Origin of the sequence: Flavobacterium soli DSM 19725 (assembly GCF_000422705.1) — a bacterium.
GTDB classification, from domain to species: Bacteria; Bacteroidota; Bacteroidia; order Flavobacteriales; family Flavobacteriaceae; genus Flavobacterium; species Flavobacterium soli.
This window is the reverse complement of sequence record NZ_AUGO01000002.1, coordinates 227,588-245,669: the sequence shown is the minus strand read 5'-3', so window position 1 is coordinate 245,669 and position 18,082 is coordinate 227,588. Positions and strand designations below refer to the sequence as shown.

Annotated in this window: 16 protein-coding genes; 6 read left to right on the top strand and 10 right to left on the bottom strand. The window is 35.1% G+C overall.

What is annotated here, in order from left to right; genetic code table 11:
- Positions 1-20 precede the first annotated feature (20 nt).
- On the bottom strand, positions 21-1,463 hold the full coding sequence (locus G508_RS0104200) for a RagB/SusD family nutrient uptake outer membrane protein (protein WP_035694077.1): 1,443 nt from the start codon (positions 1,461-1,463) through the stop codon (positions 21-23).
- 14 nt (positions 1,464-1,477) lie between these two features.
- Entirely contained in the window at positions 1,478-4,609 is a 3,132-nt protein-coding gene (locus tag G508_RS0104195) for a SusC/RagA family TonB-linked outer membrane protein (RefSeq protein ID WP_026704148.1), read from the bottom strand.
- A 387-nt stretch (positions 4,610-4,996) separates the two neighbouring features.
- Here G508_RS0104195 and G508_RS0104190 point away from each other — a divergent pair, with 387 nt between their 5' ends.
- Positions 4,997-5,596 carry a ribonuclease HII gene (locus G508_RS0104190; RefSeq protein ID WP_026704147.1) on the top strand — a complete coding sequence of 200 codons (600 nt, stop codon included), beginning with the start codon at positions 4,997-4,999 and terminating at the stop codon, positions 5,594-5,596.
- Between the two features lie 9 nt (positions 5,597-5,605).
- Here G508_RS0104190 and lipB read toward each other — a convergent pair whose 3' ends face one another.
- Positions 5,606-6,319, bottom strand: coding sequence for a lipoyl(octanoyl) transferase LipB (gene lipB / locus G508_RS0104185; protein ID WP_026704146.1), 714 nt, complete (start codon positions 6,317-6,319; stop codon positions 5,606-5,608).
- A gap of 51 nt (positions 6,320-6,370) precedes the next feature.
- Positions 6,371-7,099, bottom strand: coding sequence for a hypothetical protein (locus G508_RS0104180; protein WP_157485872.1), 729 nt, complete (start codon positions 7,097-7,099; stop codon positions 6,371-6,373).
- A gap of 209 nt (positions 7,100-7,308) precedes the next feature.
- Here G508_RS0104180 and lysS point away from each other — a divergent pair, with 209 nt between their 5' ends.
- Complete coding sequence (gene lysS / locus G508_RS0104175) at positions 7,309-9,006, top strand: lysine--tRNA ligase (protein WP_026704144.1); 1,698 nt, start codon at positions 7,309-7,311, stop codon at positions 9,004-9,006.
- Positions 9,007-9,072: 66 nt separating this feature from the next.
- Here the strand turns inward: lysS and G508_RS0104170 are convergent, their stop codons facing one another.
- Complete coding sequence (locus G508_RS0104170) at positions 9,073-9,351, bottom strand: hypothetical protein (protein ID WP_026704143.1); 279 nt, start codon at positions 9,349-9,351, stop codon at positions 9,073-9,075.
- 87 nt (positions 9,352-9,438) lie between these two features.
- The gene (locus G508_RS0104165) at positions 9,439-11,055 is read right to left on the bottom strand and encodes an LVIVD repeat-containing protein (protein WP_026704142.1); all 1,617 of its coding nucleotides are present in this window, start codon (positions 11,053-11,055) and stop codon (positions 9,439-9,441) included.
- 187 nt (positions 11,056-11,242) lie between these two features.
- Here G508_RS0104165 and G508_RS0104160 point away from each other — a divergent pair, with 187 nt between their 5' ends.
- Both G508_RS0104160 and G508_RS0104155 read left to right on the top strand, forming a co-directional pair.
- Positions 11,243-11,707 (top strand): hypothetical protein, encoded by a 465-nt coding sequence (locus tag G508_RS0104160; RefSeq protein ID WP_157485871.1) that lies wholly within the window; start codon positions 11,243-11,245, stop codon positions 11,705-11,707.
- A gap of 63 nt (positions 11,708-11,770) precedes the next feature.
- A complete protein-coding gene (locus tag G508_RS0104155; RefSeq protein ID WP_026704140.1) occupies positions 11,771-12,139 on the top strand; it encodes a hypothetical protein in 369 nt (122 codons plus the stop codon).
- A 57-nt stretch (positions 12,140-12,196) separates the two neighbouring features.
- Here G508_RS0104155 and hemL read toward each other — a convergent pair whose 3' ends face one another.
- The 4 genes from hemL to G508_RS0104135 form a co-directional block, all read right to left on the bottom strand.
- A complete protein-coding gene (gene hemL, locus G508_RS0104150; protein ID WP_026704139.1) occupies positions 12,197-13,483 on the bottom strand; it encodes a glutamate-1-semialdehyde 2,1-aminomutase in 1,287 nt (428 codons plus the stop codon).
- 25 nt (positions 13,484-13,508) lie between these two features.
- Entirely contained in the window at positions 13,509-14,378 is an 870-nt protein-coding gene (locus G508_RS0104145) for a glucosaminidase domain-containing protein (protein WP_026704138.1), read from the bottom strand.
- Positions 14,371-15,273, bottom strand: a complete 903-nt coding sequence (locus G508_RS0104140; protein ID WP_157485870.1) for a 1-aminocyclopropane-1-carboxylate deaminase/D-cysteine desulfhydrase — start codon at positions 15,271-15,273, stop codon at positions 14,371-14,373. The genes G508_RS0104145 and G508_RS0104140 overlap by 8 nt, the downstream gene beginning before the upstream one ends.
- 160 nt (positions 15,274-15,433) lie before the next feature.
- Positions 15,434-15,781 (bottom strand): hypothetical protein, encoded by a 348-nt coding sequence (locus G508_RS0104135; RefSeq protein WP_026704136.1) that lies wholly within the window; start codon positions 15,779-15,781, stop codon positions 15,434-15,436.
- Positions 15,782-15,809: 28 nt separating this feature from the next.
- Here G508_RS0104135 and G508_RS20210 point away from each other — a divergent pair, with 28 nt between their 5' ends.
- Positions 15,810-15,986 (top strand): DUF5522 domain-containing protein, encoded by a 177-nt coding sequence (locus G508_RS20210; protein WP_169628013.1) that lies wholly within the window; start codon positions 15,810-15,812, stop codon positions 15,984-15,986.
- 112 nt (positions 15,987-16,098) lie between these two features.
- Entirely contained in the window at positions 16,099-18,081 is a 1,983-nt protein-coding gene (locus G508_RS0104125) for a urocanate hydratase (protein ID WP_026704135.1), read from the top strand.
- The last annotated feature ends 1 nt before the right edge of the window (position 18,082 follow it).

The following is an 18,082-nucleotide window of genomic DNA, read 5'->3' as shown; positions in this document are numbered from 1 at the left end:
TCGTTAGAATTTAACGAAAATTAATTATTAATTGATTCATCAATAAATGGATTTGCATCAATTTCACGTTGAGGTACTTTTAAGAAAAACAAAGGACTATCAACAGGAACATTAACAACAACTCTGTGAACATTATTTCTAACGATCGATTTTTTCAAACGCTTGGCGTCCATAAATTCTACACCCACTTCTCCATACAATTCTTTTCTTCTTTCCAAAAGAATCTCGTCATACAAAGCAGCTCCGGTATTGGTCGACATTTCTGCATTAGGATCTCTATCAGACTGTAAAGCAAAAAGCAAATCCTTAGCTCCTTGAGTATTTCCTAAATTCAATTGAGCTTCAGCATCAATAAGAACCATCTCAGATTTTCTCATGATAGGTAAATCAGATTCAAAAGTGAAAGCAAATTTTGTTGTAACATACTTTCTCCATGGTGTTGCTACACCATAAATATCAAAAAATTTCTTTCTAACATCAGTATCGGCAAATTGATCAACAAAAACAGAATTCACATAAGTCGCTTGATACGACAAAGTTAAGTGATCTGTCATAGAGTGAGGAGCAGCAAAATAGTAAGTTGTTTCAACCGCATCTTGATACATGGCCCAAAGCCAATCTTGATCCGTCATATCATTAAAACCTCCTGCCCAGTTTGTAGAAATTACAGCTGACGCAGCATTCCCTCCATAAGCAGCAGCAGCAGCAGCAGCAGCACCAGCCCAATCGTCTTGAGTAACAAGTAAAACCTGAGCTAACATACCATTAGCAACTGCTTTATTGATATAACTCTTTCCTAATCTCTCTTCAGGCAAATCAGCTATAGCTTCTTGCAAATCTGTCTTGATCAATTCATAAACTTCAGCTGTCGTACTAGGTACAGCCGGGTCACTAGTACCTGTCACAGGTCCTGTATATATAGGTAACTTTGCAGCGTTCGGGTCTGATGTAAAGTTTGGAGCGAAATCAAGTGCTAATTGAAAATAATGATAAGCTCGAATTGCTTTTCCAGTAGCAATTAGTTCTTTTCTATCAGTTTCCGATAAGTTAGAACTTCTCTCTACTCCAGATATCAATTGATTCGCATGAAATATAATTTCATAATTGAATGTCCAATTGAAAACAGTTCTTCTATAGTTTGGTTCTCGGTTCTCATGAACATAGTCGAAACCATACCAATTGTCACTCTGAATTAAATCATTCCCTTTTATTGTTCTTGCAAAAAACAATGAGTAAAGACCTCCTGCATCTGTAGCGGTATATTGCCCTCTGTATCTTTTCATAATACCAGACACATAAGAATCAGCAAGTGTTCTACTCGAGAAAACAACGTCTGCACTTAAACCAGATTCATCTTTAGGTTCATCCAGATAATCATCTGAACAACTTGTGGTTACTACAAGAGCACTTACAAGTACACAGGTATATTGAATACCTTTTTTAATCAAACTTAATTTTTTCATAATATAATTTTTTATTAGAACGATAAAGTTACACCAGTAGAAACAGTCCTAAATTGAGGTGATCTTCTTGCTGTTGTTCCTGCAAAAGATTGTTCAGGATCAATACCTTTATGAGATTGAAAAGTTACTACATTATCTGCTTGTACAAAAAAGCGAACATTACTAAAACCGATAGATTTGACCATATCAGAAGGCAAATTATAACCCAAAGTCAAACTTTTCAGCCTTAAATAATCATTATCAAACAAAAACCTTGTAGATGTAGCCGCATCATTGTTGTTTCCGATTACTAATCTAGGCACATTTGTGATATCACCAGGATTTTGCCATCTGTCTAAATTATCAGGATGTGCATTACCTCCAGGTGAAGAAAACCCATTCATTAAACTTGAATAGTCAGTATCTAATATCTGACCTCCAACACTGAAATTGAAGATTAAATTTAAATCAAAGTTTTTATATCTCATATTAGAAGTAAACCCTCCTTCAAAGTCTGGCAAAGATGATCCGTGATAACCTCTTGTAGCCTGATCGTATAATTTAGTTGTCTCTCTTCCGATTACATTTCCTTCAGCGTCTTCAACATCTCTAAACCACATTGCCGCTCCATCTGCTGGATCAACACCTGCCCATTCTGGAATAAAGAATTCATATAAAGATTTCCCTACTTCCCATTGTTGAATTCCTCGAATTACAGGATCTTCAGTAGCCAACTTTATAATTTCATTACTATTCTTAGAAATATTTATACTTGTTTTCCAAGTAAAATCTTCAGTTTGAATATTAGTTGAATTCAACATAAGCTCAAAACCAGAATTTTCAACTTCTCCAATATTTGTAGTAATTGTAGAGACACCTAGAGAAGGAGCAAGTGGCTTGTCCAAAATCAAATCAATTGAATTTTTCTTATAATAGTCAATAGAACCTGTAATTCTATCATTAAACAAACCGAAATCTAAACCAGCAGATATCTGAGCTGTTTTTTCCCATTTAAGATTAATATCAGCAACACCATCTAAAAGAACTCCAGGATTCCCTTCATTCCCTCCAATTGCAGCAGAAAACAATGATTGATAAGGAAACAAAACTGTCCCAAGATCAGCATTTCCTAATTCACCATAAGAACCTCTTAATTTTAAATAGCTAAGAGTTTCGTTGTTCTCTAAGAAACTTTCTTTAGAAATAATCCAACCACCACCAGCTGAATAAAAAGTACCCCATCTAACATCTCTATCAAATCTGGTAGAACCATCTCTTCTTGCACTTCCTTCTACAAAATACTTATCTTTATAATTATAATTTATTCTTGCAAGGTAACTATTAATTCTTTCTGTTGCCATTACACCACCAACTGCTTCTGGAGAAGTTGCCGTTCCTAAATTAGCCAATCCTGGCAAGAAACCGATACCCTGAGCATTCATATTATCCAAATTCAAAGAATACGCTTCGATGATTGCATCAGCAGCTAAATTATGATTACCAAAAGTCTTATTAAAATGAAGACCATTAATTGCATTCAAAGTAGTCGTAATGTTTCTCGCTTGTGTTACTCTACCTCCAACAGAAGATGCCGCTCCAAACAAATCATCATCAAAACTAAATGAATCAAACAAGAAATTCTCATAACTAAATCTAGTTCTAAATTTCAAAGATTCAAAAATTTTAGCTTCAGCAAATACTGACCCAACATAACTTGTCCTTCTCAATCTTTCTTTCCCTAAATAAATATTTGCAACCGCATTTTCTCCACCATTCACTGGTCTAGTATTATTTACAGACTGTCCCGGAATAGAACCATTACCAAAATCATATTGACGATTTCCATTTGCATCTAAAAACAATTCTCCATTACCATCTCTTTGATGCAAAGGATATATACTTGAAAGAGCATAAATCCACCCTATAGCTTGAGTTGTAGAACCTGTAGTTTGATCAGGATTGCTTGAATTTGAATATGAAAAACTAGAATTCAAACCAACTTTCAACCAATCAGAAACTTGAGAGTCAACATTCAACCTTGTTGTAATTCTTTCAAAATCCGAAGTAATTACGGGACCATCTTCTTTCAAATAGTCAACCGACATAAAATAAGTTGTCTTATCATCACCACCAGAAATATCAAAACTATGATTTGTTCTCATCATTGTCTGCCTTGTCATCTCTTTCTGCCAATCCGTTTCCCAAAGCAATTGAGCACCAGGCACTAATTGACCAGAAGCATCAATTGGATTAACTACAGTACCATAAGGATTATACCCCAACCTATCAATCAATTGACCAGAAGCGTTTGAAGCTGCAGTAGTACTATTTTGCCCCAAATCCATGTTAGTATTTCTAATCGCCTCCCATGTCAGTTTCATATTTTGCTCTGTTCCTATTCTATCATGTAAACCTACTGCCAAATCAGAAATACCAACTTGCGATCTTACATTAATTCTAGGTGCAGAATTTTTCTTACCTCTTTTTGTAGTAATAAGGATAACTCCATTAGCACCTCTGCTTCCATAAAGAGAAGCGGAAGCTCCATCCTTTAAAACAGATAAAGTCTCAATTTGATCCTGACTTATTGTATTAATATTACCATTAAAAGGAGCGCCATCAACCACAATAAGCGGCCCTGCACCAGCAGTCAAACTTCCGAAACCTCTAATTCTGATTTCAGGATTATTACCCGGTTGACCTCCAGCTGTAATCATACTAACACCAGCAACAGTTCCTTGCAAAGCCTTTAAAGGTGAAGTTACTTGTTGATTACCGATTACATCAGCACCAATAGTTCCAATAGCACCTGTTATAGCTTCTCTTTTTTGAGTACCATAAGCAACCACAACAACTTCATTCAAGCTCGTAGCATCATCAACAGTCATAACAACGCTAATTGTACTTGACGCCCCTACAGTACTAGTTTGAGTTTTCATACCAATATATGAAAATTCAATAACTTCTCCTGTACTTGCCTTGATAGAATATTTTCCATCAAAATCAGTTTGTGTACCTCTAGTAGTACCTTTCACTGCAACAGTAACACCTGGTAATGGCATACCGCTTTCAGTAACAACACCTGTGATTGTTTTTTCTTGTGCAAACGAAAACTGCATAGAAAACGCTAACAATAGCGCAAAAATCCATTTGAATTTCGATCTCATATAAAATTTAATTTGAATTAGTTATTCCGCAAACTTCTTAATAATTTCTTAATTAAACAAATATTTGTGCTGAATAATCTGAAAATTAACTTTTGATGACTTTTCAATAACTCTAGCGTTTAACTACATTATTCTCTGTATAGATGAACTATTTTTAAAAAGGTTGCGTCATTATATTCCTTTTTCTTAAATAATTCTCTGAAACCTTTTTTAACTCCCTCAACTCCATCAAATTAATTCCCTTTGTTTACAGGCCTTACACCTGTTATGACAATTTAACTTAATGATAATATTATACTATAAAATAAATAAAAAAAACTTAATTTTAGCCTTCTAAAATGGCTTCAAAATAACCAAAAAGACATATAATTATTAAAAAAAGTATTTATGCTGCTCAATAATTTTTCTAATTTAATGCCCGAAGCTGGTACCGATGAAGCTGGAAGAGGCTGTTTAGCAGGTCCCGTAACCGCTGCTGCAGTAATTTTACCCGAAAATTTCAGCCTTAATCTTCTAAATGACTCCAAAAAACTGTCGGAAAAAACAAGAGACGACCTAAAACCTATTATAGAACAACAAGCAATTTGTTTTTCGGTTACCCATCTTGACCCCTCAATCATAGACGAAATAAACATTCTAAATGCCTCCATAAAGGCAATGCAGGAATGTATTTTGAAATTAAAAATTACTCCTTTATATATTATAGTAGATGGAAACCGTTTTAAACCTATTGAAAACATTCCACACAGCTGTATCATTAAAGGCGATTCTCTATATACGAGTATTGCAGCCGCTTCGGTTTTAGCAAAAACATATCGCGATGAATATATGAACAAGATTCACGAAGAATACCCGATGTATAACTGGAAACAAAACAAAGGCTACCCTACAAAAGAACATAGAGAAGCCATCCGAAAATATGGCACAACAAAATACCACCGGATGAGCTTTAGGTTACTTCCGGAACAACTAGAGTTAGAATTTTGATTCGAGATTTTAGATTTTAGATTTTAGATTGAAGTTACATTCGAAGAGTGCTGCAAAATGCTTTAGAATTTTTTCTTTAACTTCTGCCTCATCCACTTTTTCAACTCCAAGCTCAACATTTAAGGAAGTCACTGCTTTTCCGCGAATGCCACATGGGATTATATTATCAAAATAACCCAAATCAACATTTACATTCAAAGCTAATCCATGCATCGTGACCCAACGTGAAGCCCGAACCCCCATTGCACAAATTTTTCTCGCAAATGGTGTCCCAACATCAAGCCACACTCCTGTTTCACCTTCACTCCTTGTGGATTTCAAACCATAATCTGCAAGTGTCAGAATAATGGCTTCTTCGAGGTAACGTAAGTATTTATGAATATCTGTAAAGAAATTTTCCAAATCTAAAATTGGGTAGCCCACAATTTGACCAGGACCATGATAGGTAATATCACCTCCACGGTTGATTTTATAAAAAGTAGCACCTTTAGCCTCCAATTGTTTTTCGGAAAGCAATAAATTACTTAAATCTCCACTTTTACCTAAAGTATAAACGTGTGGATGCTCTACAAAAAGCAGATAATTGGGAGTTTCAAAATTTGTCTCTTCTCTCCTATTTCTGATTTTCAAATCAACGATATCCTTAAACAGCGTTTCCTGATATTGCCATGTTTCATTATAATCCCGAATTCCTAAATCCTGAAGATGTACTGCTTTATTCATTTTGCAAATTTACGTCTTTGTTCAGATTAATTTTCAAAACAATCTCACAATTTAATCCTCCAAAACAACTTCCAAAAAAGCCAATTCAGGTTTTTCTAAACAATCCAGCATTGGCAACTTCAATGTCAGGCTTTTTTTATCTTCTGATAAAATCACATCAGGATGTGAAACCGATTTAATTTTTCTTGGAAAATGATAATTTGCTGTATAGCTAAAATTTCCGATGTGCAAGATTTGCTTATAAAGCTGAATCGTTTCCTTATATTCATCATACCGTTCCTGATTCAAAACCTTAAAAATTCGTCGGAAAGTGGTTCCATCAAAATTATAAGTAAAATAGGTTCGCTTTCTACTTGGATCTATGGCGTAATTATTTTGCAAATCATCTACATAATCCGTTACATGCGATAAATCTCCCACCTCATTTATATTTTTAAAAGGTGTAGAAATGGTAGTGCGATATTCTTTTGCATAAGAATCCTTCTTAATATGCACTTTCACATTCTCATATTTTCTCAACAAGGCTTGATGCTCTTCCAGAAAAACATCAAACGTTTTCTGCTCTTTTGCAATAATATCTTTAACCACATAAGCAGAATCAACAAACTCTTGTTCTGCAAAATACTCATCCCCTAGATATTTCATATAAATACTTTCGTCTCGAGTCGATTCGGCAACGACGCTTCCGCTTCCATCTTCAGAAATATAAACATCTTCTTTTAAATGACAACTCGTAGTCAAAAACAAAATCACCAGGCTTTTAAGTAGATTGATTTTCATTTGCATAAAATTTCTGATATAAACTAACGAAAAAAAGAAATGAAAAATTGACAAAAAAACCCCATTAACCTCTCATTAACATCTTGGCTACCAAATTTCATAAACTTTATCAAAACAGGCTCACTTTTTAATACAAAATCCAACCATTTGAAACTTTGCGACTTTCAAACTTATACGCTACATTTGCAACTTCAAAAAATTACATCAAAATGGCACTATCAGAACAAGAAATCATCCGAAGAGAAAAACTCGGAACCTTGCGTGAACTCGGCATCAACCCCTATCCTGCGGATCTATTTCCAGTAAACCACACTTCAAAGCAAATAAAGGAAAGTTTCGAGGAAGGAAAGAAGGTTGTTGTGGCTGGACGCTTGATGAGTGTTCGTGATCAAGGAAAAGCTTGTTTTGCTGAATTGCAGGATAGCGAAGGCCGAATTCAATTATATTTGAACCGAGATATAATTTGTCCAGAAGAAGACAAAACACTTTACAATCAAGTCTTTAAGAAACTGACTGATTTAGGCGATTTTATAGGAGTTGAAGGTGAATTATTCACAACAAAAGTAGGTGCTCAATGTATTAGAGTAGATAACTTTTCAATATTAAGCAAAACGCTTCGAACATTACCGCTACCAAAAGTGGATGAAGAAGGAAAAGTGCACGATGCTTTTAATGATGCAGAATTGCGCTACAGAATGCGTTATGTAGATTTGGTTGTAAATCCACATGTGAAAGAAGTTTTCACGAAGAGAACAAAATTGTTCACCGCCATGCGAAATTTCTTTAACGAAGCCGGGTACATGGAAGTTGAAACACCAATTTTGCAAGCTATTGCAGGTGGTGCTGCAGCCCGACCATTTATTTCACACCACAATGCATTGGATATCCCATTGTATTTGAGAATTGCTAACGAATTATACCTAAAAAGATTAATCGTTGGTGGTTTTGACGGCGTTTATGAATTCTCGAAAAACTTCAGAAACGAAGGAATGGACAGGACTCATAATCCGGAATTTACGGCCATGGAAATCTATGTGGCCTACAAAGATTATAACTGGATGATGGAGTTTACAGAAAACTTGCTACAACATTGTGCAATTGCCGTAAATGGAACAACTGAAACAACTTTTGGCGAACATAGGGTAGATTTCAAAGCACCTTATGCAAGAATAACGATGACCGATGCTATCAAGCAATTTACTGGCTTTGATATTTCTGGTAAAACCGAGGAAGAGCTTTTTGCAGCAGCAAGAGGAATGGGAATCGAAGTGGATCAGACCATGGGCAAAGGAAAACTGATTGATGAAATTTTTGGAGCTAAATGCGAAGGGAATTTTATTCAGCCTACTTTCATCACGGATTATCCAAAAGAAATGTCGCCGTTATGCAAGGAACACCGCGATAATCCTGAATTGACAGAGCGTTTTGAGTTAATGGTTTGCGGAAAAGAAATTGCAAATGCCTATTCCGAATTAAACGATCCGATTGATCAAAGAGGCCGTTTTGAAGCCCAATTAAAATTAGCCGAAAAAGGCGATGATGAAGCAGGACAATTCATCGATGAGGACTTCTTGAGAGCTTTAGAATATGGAATGCCACCTACATCTGGACTTGGCATCGGAATGGACCGCTTGATCATGTTTTTGACCAATAACGCTTCTATTCAAGAAGTTTTATTTTTCCCACAAATGCGTCCGGAAAAGAAACAGGTTGAACTCACAGAAGAAGAAAAATTGGTTATCGCCTTATTAAAATCTAATGAAAACAAAATGGATTTAAATTCTTTGAAATTAAATTCAGGTCTAAGCGGAAAAAAATGGGATACTGCAATGAAAGGTCTTTCCAAACAAGGCTTGACGAAAGTTGTTGTGGACGGTGATGCTAAAATTGTGGAATTGGCTGGATAATTCTCAACACATATAAATAGAAAAGGAGCTCAATTGAGCTCCTTTTTTATGCCAATACAATTCTTTTTAGTAATTATCTGCCGCTCCACTTGCCATTGCTGCAGCAAAAATAGAACCAAAGATAATAGAGAATAGAATCACCAAACCAATAATGATTGCAGCAAAAATTAATTGTGCTTTTGCCCAGTTTTGGCGGTTTTCATTTTCATTGCTTCCAAATGCCCAAACGAACAACATGACTATACCCACAAGAGGCAAAGCAGTTAATAATAAGGTAACTAGCCAATTCTTTACAGACATTGGCTTCTGATTGTGATTGAAATCTTGATCTTCAAATTTTTCCATGATTTTGTTTTAAATTGTTTGAAGCGAATATAACAAAAAAAAGGAACTCAATTGAGTTCCTTTACTATTTCTTAAAAATTTAAGAAATTAATTCAATTTATTAAAGGTATCTGTGTAGTTTCCTGTAATGGTAACATTACTATTTTTAATGACGTTTCCATAAATAGTTATGGAAGAGCCTGAACCTAAAAATTCAAGTTTAGCACCACTATTTAGAATCAAATTACCATAGATTACAACACTTCCCTCTACTCTAAAGGTACCATTTATATTGAAATTGGTTCCATTATTATTGTATTGGCCTTGAGCCAAAGAACCCTTCAAAGTAAAAATTCCATTGCTGTTTACATTCAGCCCTTGTGCAACTGATAATGAACCACAGAAAGTTAAATTTTGATTTACATTTACACCTTGCAAAGCAGCAGAACCTTGATAATTAAGAGTTTGTCCTGAATTCACATTCAACCATGGACCACCACTATAAGTTGCAAAACCAGTACAATCTATAGTTGAAACCGTTACTTTCTTGATGATTTTCAAACCACCAGTTCCTGTTGCAACGAAGATATAATCTCCAGCACTTTTCACATAGTTAGAAGAACCTCCTAGTTGGATAGATCCTAACAAACCAAGATTTGCACCGTCTTTTTTGTAAACATATACACCAGCAGCTCCATTGGCAACATATACGAAATCTCCGTTTACAGAAACCGCATTCGTTACCACATCTGCCTGATCTATATTTGGCAAACCTGTTGGAAGTGACAATGTTTGCAACAAGCTTCCAGAATTCAAATTATACACTTTCAAACCATCATAACCTTCTGAAACCAATAGATTATCACCTTGGAAATCGATTGTTCTTTTTGCATCCAAAACATCTGATGAAGTTGAAAAAGAAGACTGTAACGTTAAGTTATCAGCATTGTAAACTTTAACTCCTTGAGTACCACTCAACACAACGATTTTAGTATTGATTTTTCCAAGAGCTCTCAAATCATCAACAGCGATAGTCGTTTCTACTGTATTATTTGCTTTATTGATCTTCGCCAGGACACCATTATTACCCGAAACACCGTAGTATTTTGAATCGGCAACCGCAAGACCTGTTGCAACATTTCCAGTTAGAGCAACGGCTGTATAATTATTGGTTAAAAGTCCACTTTGAAGTGGCATTTTGGCAACAAAAGCTGGACTCGTTACTCCAGGATTTGCATCTACATTCATAGCTCCAGCAATATAAAGCTGACCATTATCAAACAAAACCGTACTGATATCAGTATTTGGCAAAATTGCTTGGATAATTAATTGTGGATTATTGGGTTGCGAAACATCGATAACATCGATTCCCCCTAAATAGGTATCACCTTGTGTATTATAAGAAACATACACATAATTATCCTTAACATCTACGTGAGAAGCTGTCATACTAACACCATTATAACTTGGTGGATTAACTTCGGCTAACAATGACATTGGAAAAGCAACTGCATTACCATCCATTGGAGAACGAGCTGAAACATCATCTCCAACAAAATTAATAACTCCTGAATTATTATAATTCATTCGGTTACTTAAACTTTCGGCATCAACATTCAATATAACTTTTTGCTCTTGATTGCCGTTTGCTCCATTATCGTCATTTTGACAAGATTGCAAAACAACAAACGCACCTACTACCAGTGCAACTAATTTTTTTTTCATAACAATTAAAAAATGGGGTTTTTCAGGTTGCAAAGTTACACCTTTTTGCACATCTAATTGAAAATCTGATAGTTCTTTAAGCCTGTTTTTATGCTTTTCATCGGATTTAACATTTGAAAAAAATTGCCATACATTAAACCTTTTAAAAGAATGGGTGTCAAAATGGTATAACTTTAAAAAAAATAAAATGAAAAAAATGATTGCAGTTGCATTATTACTTGTTGGAATGACAGGTTTTGCACAAGAAAAAATTTCAATGGAAGACAAAAAAAGCAAAAGAGTGGCTATGGAACAAATGACGCCTGAACAAAAAAATCAGTTGCATTTGAAAAAGCTAACCCTAGAATTGGATCTTTCTGCATCTCAACAAAAAGAAATGGCTACTATTATAGCAGAACAACAAACTAAAAGAGAAGCACAAAAGGCACAATTTATTGCTCAGAAAAAAGCAGATAAAAAACTAACATCTGATGAAATTTTTGTGATGAAAAACAAAAAGCTAGATGAGCAAATTGCAATGAAGGAACGCGTAAAAAAAATTTTAAGCCCTGAACAGTTTGAAAAATGGGAGAAAATGAAAAAAACTGGTGTAAAAAAAGGAATGAAAAAACATTTTAATAAAAAGACATCAGAGGAAAAGATTAAAAAATAATGTTGTGTTTTTATTTAAAATTAATTAGATTTGGCATAACTAAAAACTAATCCTTTACCAATTATGAAAAATATATTTGTAGCATTAGCATTATTTTTTGCTCTTGGAGCAAGTGCACAAGTTAAAAAAACAGTTTCAAATACAGCTCCAGCAAAAGAAATGTCTGCTAACGAAATAGCTCATGAAGCAGCTTTACAAGATTTTGCAGCATTGAGTACTATTGTTAAAGTTACTAACGAAGCTACTAAAGCAAATGTGATCAAAACTTTGGAAACAAAACACAGAGAAATGAAAAATGTAGCTGGATTATCTCAAGAGAGAAAAGACGCAGTTACTAATTTCGTTACTTCAAGATTAGAAGAGCTTTTAGGAACTGAGGATTTTGCAAAATTGAAAGGAAACGCAAAATTGTTTACCAAATTGACTAAATAAAAAATACTTTTTTATATAAAAAAACGTCCTGAATTAATTTTCAGGACGTTTTTGTTTTTAGAATGTTTTCGATACTTTCCTAATTGCTTCTATCGTAAAATCTAAATCTTCATAACTAAGTGCATCCGTTATAAACCAGGTTTCATAGGCCGATGGAGCAATATAAATTCCCTCCTTCAATAATCCGTGGAAGAATTTCTTGAACAATGGATTATCGCCTTTTGCCGCAGTCTTGAAATCCACGACAGGATCAGCATCAAAATGAACCGAAATCATTGATCCGACTCTGTTGATGGTGAACTCCACATTGTTTTCTTTCAAAACCTTATCAATTCCTGCTTCCAGATAGGCTGTTTTTGCATCCAATCTTGTAAAAATTTCTTCATCATCGTTTAAAGCTTGCAACATTGCCAAACCTGCTGCCATAGCCAAAGGATTTCCCGACAAAGTTCCTGCTTGATAAACCGGTCCAATTGGAGCCAAATAATTCATAATTTCTTCATTTGCGGCAAAAGCACCAACTGGCAAACCGCCACCAATCACTTTTCCAAAACAAACGATGTCAGCCTTTATATTGTATAATTCTTGAGCTCCACCTTTTGCAAGACGGAAACCAGTCATCACCTCATCAAATATCAACAATATGCCATTTTTATCGCAAAGGTTTCTCAATCCTTCCAAAAATCCTTCTTGTGGCGGTATACAACCCATATTTCCGGCAACTGGCTCGATAATAATAGCGGCAATTTCTCCTTTATTAGCATCAATTAAAGTTTGAACACTTTCTAAATCATTATAATGTGCCAATAAAGTATCCTTGGCTGTTCCTGCCGTAACTCCAGGACTATTTGGAGAACCAAAAGTAACGGCTCCGCTTCCCGCTTGAATCAAAAAAGAATCGGAATGACCGTGATAGCAACCTGCAAATTTGATGATCTTGTCTCTACTTGTAAATCCTCTTGCTAAACGAATGGCACTCATGCAGGCCTCTGTTCCTGAATTTACAAACCTTATTTTGTCAATTCCCGGCACCATATTTACTGCCAAAGTTGCAATTTCAGTTTCTAAAGCTGTTGGCATTCCAAAGGAAGTTCCTAACTTGGCTCTACTGATTACTGCTTCCACAACCGGTTCATAGGCATGACCTAAAATCATCGGTCCCCAAGAATTGATATAATCTATTAATCTTCTATCATCTTCGTCGTATAAATAAGCCCCACGAGCATATTTTACAAAAATTGGCGTTCCTCCTACTGCCTTGAAAGCTCTAACTGGCGAATTTACTCCTCCCGGAATTACTTTTTCTGCTTCAGCAAAAAGCTGACTACTTCTTTGGTATATCATTTTAGTTGTGAGTTGTGAGTTTAATCTATTTTACGATTAATTTTTGTCCGATAGAAAGCGTGTTATCAGAAAGACTATTTTTCTGTTTTAATTCATCAACCGTCAAATTGAATTTTTTTGAAATGGAATAAAAAGTATCGCCTTTTTGAACTTCATATAAATTTCCAACTTGATGATCGGCAATCTGGATTGGTTTACTTCCTGTTTCAAAAGGCACAAAATCATTTCCTAAAACTTCAGCATCATATTGGTGTAAATTATAACGTTCAATATAACCAATTAGTTTCTCAGGATATTTCGGATCTGTAGCATACCCCGCTTTTCTTAAACCTTTAGCCCAAGCTTCATAATCGTCTTTTTCTAATTCGAATAAACTTGCATATCGACTTCTTCCTGTTAAAAATAAGGCATGGTCTTTATAAGATTCGGCTGGATCTTTATATTTTCTAAAACATTCCTGATCGGCATCATCGTCATGATAAACCCGTTCGCCTTCCCAACCTGTATGACATTTAATACCAAAATGATTGTTGGAATTTTTAGCCAACTCTCCCCTTCCCGCTCCAGATTCTAAAATTCCTTGTGCCAAAATAATACTGGCAGGAATTCCGTAAGTCTTCATGTTTCCTTTTGCAATGTCCTTGAAATCATCCACATAATTAAAAACCACATCACTATAGACCACTGTTTTTGAAGTAGATTCAATCACTTCCTGTCTTCCGTTTGAATTTGTTTTTTTAGAAGCAACTGGCTTTTTTGTTGTAGTCGTTTTTTTAGTACCTACTGATTTATTGGTTTTAGGCGGCGTCTTTTTTGTTGTCCGAACATATTTCTTGGAAGAATTACAACTAATAAAAAGTAGAATGGTGAATAAGAATAGGATTTTTTTAAACATCTGTATTTATTTTGGATAGTTTCTTTTTTTCTAGCAACTGATTCATTCCTTCAATGCCCTGGATGCCACCAGTATGAATGACTAATATCTTGGAATCGTTAGGAAAATAATTGTTTTCAATCAGCTTTATAACGCCAAAAATCATCTTTCCCGTATAAATTGGGTCTAAAAGAATTTTAGTTGTTTCAGAAAATTGATTCAAAAAAAACACTAATTCTTCATTAACTTTTCCGTAACCTCCAAAATGATAGTCTGTTATCAGTTGCCAATTATCGTGTTTTGCAAAATTACGAATTTCATTTTGTAAAAAGTCACCTTTTAACGCAGGAAAACCCAAAACTTTTTGATTGGGCTGAGCCGAATTGATGATTCCAGATATCGTTCCGCCAGTTCCAACAGCACAACATATATAATCAAAAACCGCATCTTCTTCAGTCAAAATTTCCTCGCAACCTTTTACTGCCAATCCATTTGTTCCACCTTCCGGAATCAGATAAAAGTCTCCAAATTTTATTTTTAAAACCTCTAAAAAATCTGAACTTGCTTTATTCGAATAGTCTTCCCTTGAAATAAATTCAAATTGCATTCCGTTTTCCTGTGCGAATTTCAAGGTTGGATTTTCATTTATTTTTGAAGCCAATTCATCGCCTCTTATAATTCCAATTGTTTTAAAGTCTTCCTGTTTTCCAGCTGCTGCAACTGCTGCAATATGATTCGAAAAAGCACCTCCAAAAGTCAACAATGTAGTTTGATTTTCTTTTTTTGCCTGAAGCAAATTGTACTTTAATTTTCGGAATTTATTGCCCGAAACAAACGGATGAATGAGGTCTTCCCGACGAATTGCGACCGTAATTCCGTTTTTTTGAAGGGGAAGATATTGTGTTGGGATTTCCAAAATTTGGTTTATTAATTACTATTCTTTGCTTACAACTAGGATTTATACTGGTTCAGGTATGATTTACCTACATTATATATTCGATACATACACGATACATACACGGCATACACACGACATATATCAGTACCAACAGTGAATCAATTTGCTTAAATTACTGCTAATTACTACTGGTTTTTATTTTTATATATACTAAAAAATTCCAGATTTTTCTATATTTCAAATAATCTAAATTTCGTTCATTTACATAAGCTTCTCTCTCAAAACTGATGTTCCTATAGGCTTTATTTCTGTCTTTAAATTGAACCAATCGAAACAAATATTCTAAAAAATAAAGCAGAAAAAAGGGCAAAATCAAAAGTTCCAATTGCTGGCGAATGTGTATTTTTTCGTGATTCAAAAGCACTTTATTTTCCTTATCGGAATTATTCCGAAGCATTACAAATGGAAACAGCGTCAAGCCATTATAGCCTTTCGGAATTAAATATTTCGTAACGATAACAAACATTTGTTGTAAAGTTTATAAATTTGCCCTTATGAACGAGCAAAATAAGGAAAATAAATTAATTGAGGGCGAAGATTTTTATTATACTCCCGAAGGTTACAAATGTTTTACCGAAAAACACCATCTTAAGCGAGGCTATTGTTGCAAAAGTGGCTGTCGTCATTGTCCTTACGGATTTGATAAAAAAACTGGCGAAATTAGAAAATGAGATAATTAGATAATTTACAAAAAAATAAATAGGCAAGTCAATTTAAGAAAATGAAAGTTCTTTTTATGGAATTTTTCAATCTTTAAATTTTTCAATCTTTAAATTAATAAAAATGACCTTCAAGGAACAAATACAACAAGGAATTCCATCCGTTTTACCACAACCAAAACCTTACGAAATCGAAATTAATCACGCTCCGAAAAGAAAAGAAATTCTTTCGGACGAAGAAAAAAAACTGGCCGTTCGAAATGCTTTACGCTATTTTGAACCAAAAGACCACGCGGTTTTGGCAAAGGAATTTTTGGAAGAATTGAATACCTATGGTCGAATTTATATGTACCGCTTTCGTCCTGATTATAGAATGTATGCAAGGCCAATTTCTGAATATCCTGGAAAATGTGAACAGGCGAAAGCAATCATGCTGATGATTCAAAACAATTTGGATTATGCCGTGGCACAACATCCTCATGAATTGATTACGTATGGCGGGAATGGAGCTGTTTTTTCGAATTGGGCTCAATATTTATTGACGATGAAATACCTTTCGGAAATGACCGAAGAGCAAACTTTGGCTATTTATTCTGGACATCCGATGGGATTGTTTCCTTCGCATAAAGATGCTCCAAGAGTTGTAGTTACGAACGGAATGATGATTCCAAACTATTCAAAACCGGATGATTGGGAAAAATTTAATGCTCTTGGTGTCACACAATATGGTCAGATGACAGCTGGAAGTTACATGTACATCGGACCACAAGGAATCGTTCACGGAACTACAATTACCGTTTTGAATGGATTCCGAAAAATAAAAAAATCTCCTTCTGGTGGATTGTTCGTAACATCAGGTTTAGGCGGAATGTCTGGAGCTCAACCAAAAGCCGGAAACATTGCAGGCTGCGTTACGGTTTGTGCAGAAGTAAATCCAAAAATCACACACATTCGTCATTCTCAAGGTTGGATCAATGAAATTATCGAAAACATTGAAGAACTGGTTCCAAGAGTCAAAAAAGCATTGGAAAATAAAGAAGTCGTTTCGATTGCCTATTTAGGAAATGTGGTAGATGTTTGGGAGCGATTTGATCAGGAAAACTTACACATTGATCTAGGTTCCGACCAAACTTCGTTGCATAATCCTTGGGCTGGTGGTTATTATCCAACAGGTTATACTTTTGAAGAATCAAATGAATTGATGGCGAACCATCCTGAAAAATTCAAGGAAGAAGTTCAAAAAACACTTCGCCGTCATGCCAATGCCATTAATAAACATACTGCAAAAGGCACCTACTTTTTTGATTACGGAAATGCCTTTTTGCTTGAAGCTTCGCGAGCTGGAGCCGATATTATGGCCGAAAATAAAATCGATTTCAAATATCCGAGTTATGTTCAAGACATTATGGGACCTATGTGTTTCGATTATGGATTTGGACCTTTCCGATGGGTTTGTACATCTGGAAACCCAGAAGATTTAGCCAAAACCGATAAAATTGCCTGTGATGTTTTGGAAGAAATGATGAAGAATTCTCCTGAAGAAATCCAACAGCAAATGGCTGATAATATCCAGTGGATCAAAGGAGCTCAAGAAAATAAATTAGTTGTTGGGTCTCAAGCCCGAATTTTATATGCAGATGCCGAAGGAAGAATCAAAATTGCCGAAGCCTTCAATCAAGCGATTGCAAAAGGTGAAATCGGATATGTAGTTTTAGGCCGTGATCATCACGATGTTTCTGGAACAGATTCTCCTTACCGAGAAACTTCAAATATCTATGACGGATCACGTTTTACAGCTGATATGGCAATTCAAAACGTAATTGGAGACAGTTTTAGAGGTGCCACTTGGGTTTCTATCCACAATGGTGGTGGAGTTGGTTGGGGCGAAGTAATCAACGGTGGTTTTGGTATGGTTCTTGATGGCTCTAAAGAAGCCTCAAGACGTTTAGAATCAATGCTTTTCTGGGATGTAAATAATGGAATTTCCAGAAGAAATTGGGCTCGAAATGATGGTGCTATTTTTGCAATAAAAAGAGCAATGGAAACGCAACCTTTGCTAAAAGTTACCATCCCTAATTTAGTAGATGATGCTATTTTAAATTTTTAAT

What these genes read in the sequence shown, in the direction of transcription:
- G508_RS0104170 (WP_026704143.1), bottom strand. Translation starts at nt 9,351, where the DNA reads ATGGAAAAATTTGAAGATCAAGATTTCAATCACAATCAGAAGCCAATG.
- lipB (WP_026704146.1), bottom strand. Translation starts at nt 6,319, where the DNA reads ATGAATAAAGCAGTACATCTTCAGGATTTAGGAATTCGGGATTATAAT.
- G508_RS0104135 (WP_026704136.1), bottom strand. Translation starts at nt 15,781, where the DNA reads ATGTTTGTTATCGTTACGAAATATTTAATTCCGAAAGGCTATAATGGC.
- G508_RS0104155 (WP_026704140.1), top strand. Translation starts at nt 11,771, where the DNA reads ATGAAAAATATATTTGTAGCATTAGCATTATTTTTTGCTCTTGGAGCA.
- G508_RS0104195 (WP_026704148.1), bottom strand. Translation starts at nt 4,609, where the DNA reads ATGAGATCGAAATTCAAATGGATTTTTGCGCTATTGTTAGCGTTTTCT.
- G508_RS0104200 (WP_035694077.1), bottom strand. Translation starts at nt 1,463, where the DNA reads ATGAAAAAATTAAGTTTGATTAAAAAAGGTATTCAATATACCTGTGTA.
- G508_RS20210 (WP_169628013.1), top strand. Translation starts at nt 15,810, where the DNA reads ATGAACGAGCAAAATAAGGAAAATAAATTAATTGAGGGCGAAGATTTT.
- G508_RS0104125 (WP_026704135.1), top strand. Translation starts at nt 16,099, where the DNA reads ATGACCTTCAAGGAACAAATACAACAAGGAATTCCATCCGTTTTACCA.
- G508_RS0104190 (WP_026704147.1), top strand. Translation starts at nt 4,997, where the DNA reads ATGCTGCTCAATAATTTTTCTAATTTAATGCCCGAAGCTGGTACCGAT.
- G508_RS0104180 (WP_157485872.1), bottom strand. Translation starts at nt 7,099, where the DNA reads ATGAAAATCAATCTACTTAAAAGCCTGGTGATTTTGTTTTTGACTACG.
- G508_RS0104145 (WP_026704138.1), bottom strand. Translation starts at nt 14,378, where the DNA reads ATGTTTAAAAAAATCCTATTCTTATTCACCATTCTACTTTTTATTAGT.
- lysS (WP_026704144.1), top strand. Translation starts at nt 7,309, where the DNA reads ATGGCACTATCAGAACAAGAAATCATCCGAAGAGAAAAACTCGGAACC.
- G508_RS0104160 (WP_157485871.1), top strand. Translation starts at nt 11,243, where the DNA reads ATGAAAAAAATGATTGCAGTTGCATTATTACTTGTTGGAATGACAGGT.
- hemL (WP_026704139.1), bottom strand. Translation starts at nt 13,483, where the DNA reads ATGATATACCAAAGAAGTAGTCAGCTTTTTGCTGAAGCAGAAAAAGTA.
- G508_RS0104165 (WP_026704142.1), bottom strand. Translation starts at nt 11,055, where the DNA reads ATGAAAAAAAAATTAGTTGCACTGGTAGTAGGTGCGTTTGTTGTTTTG.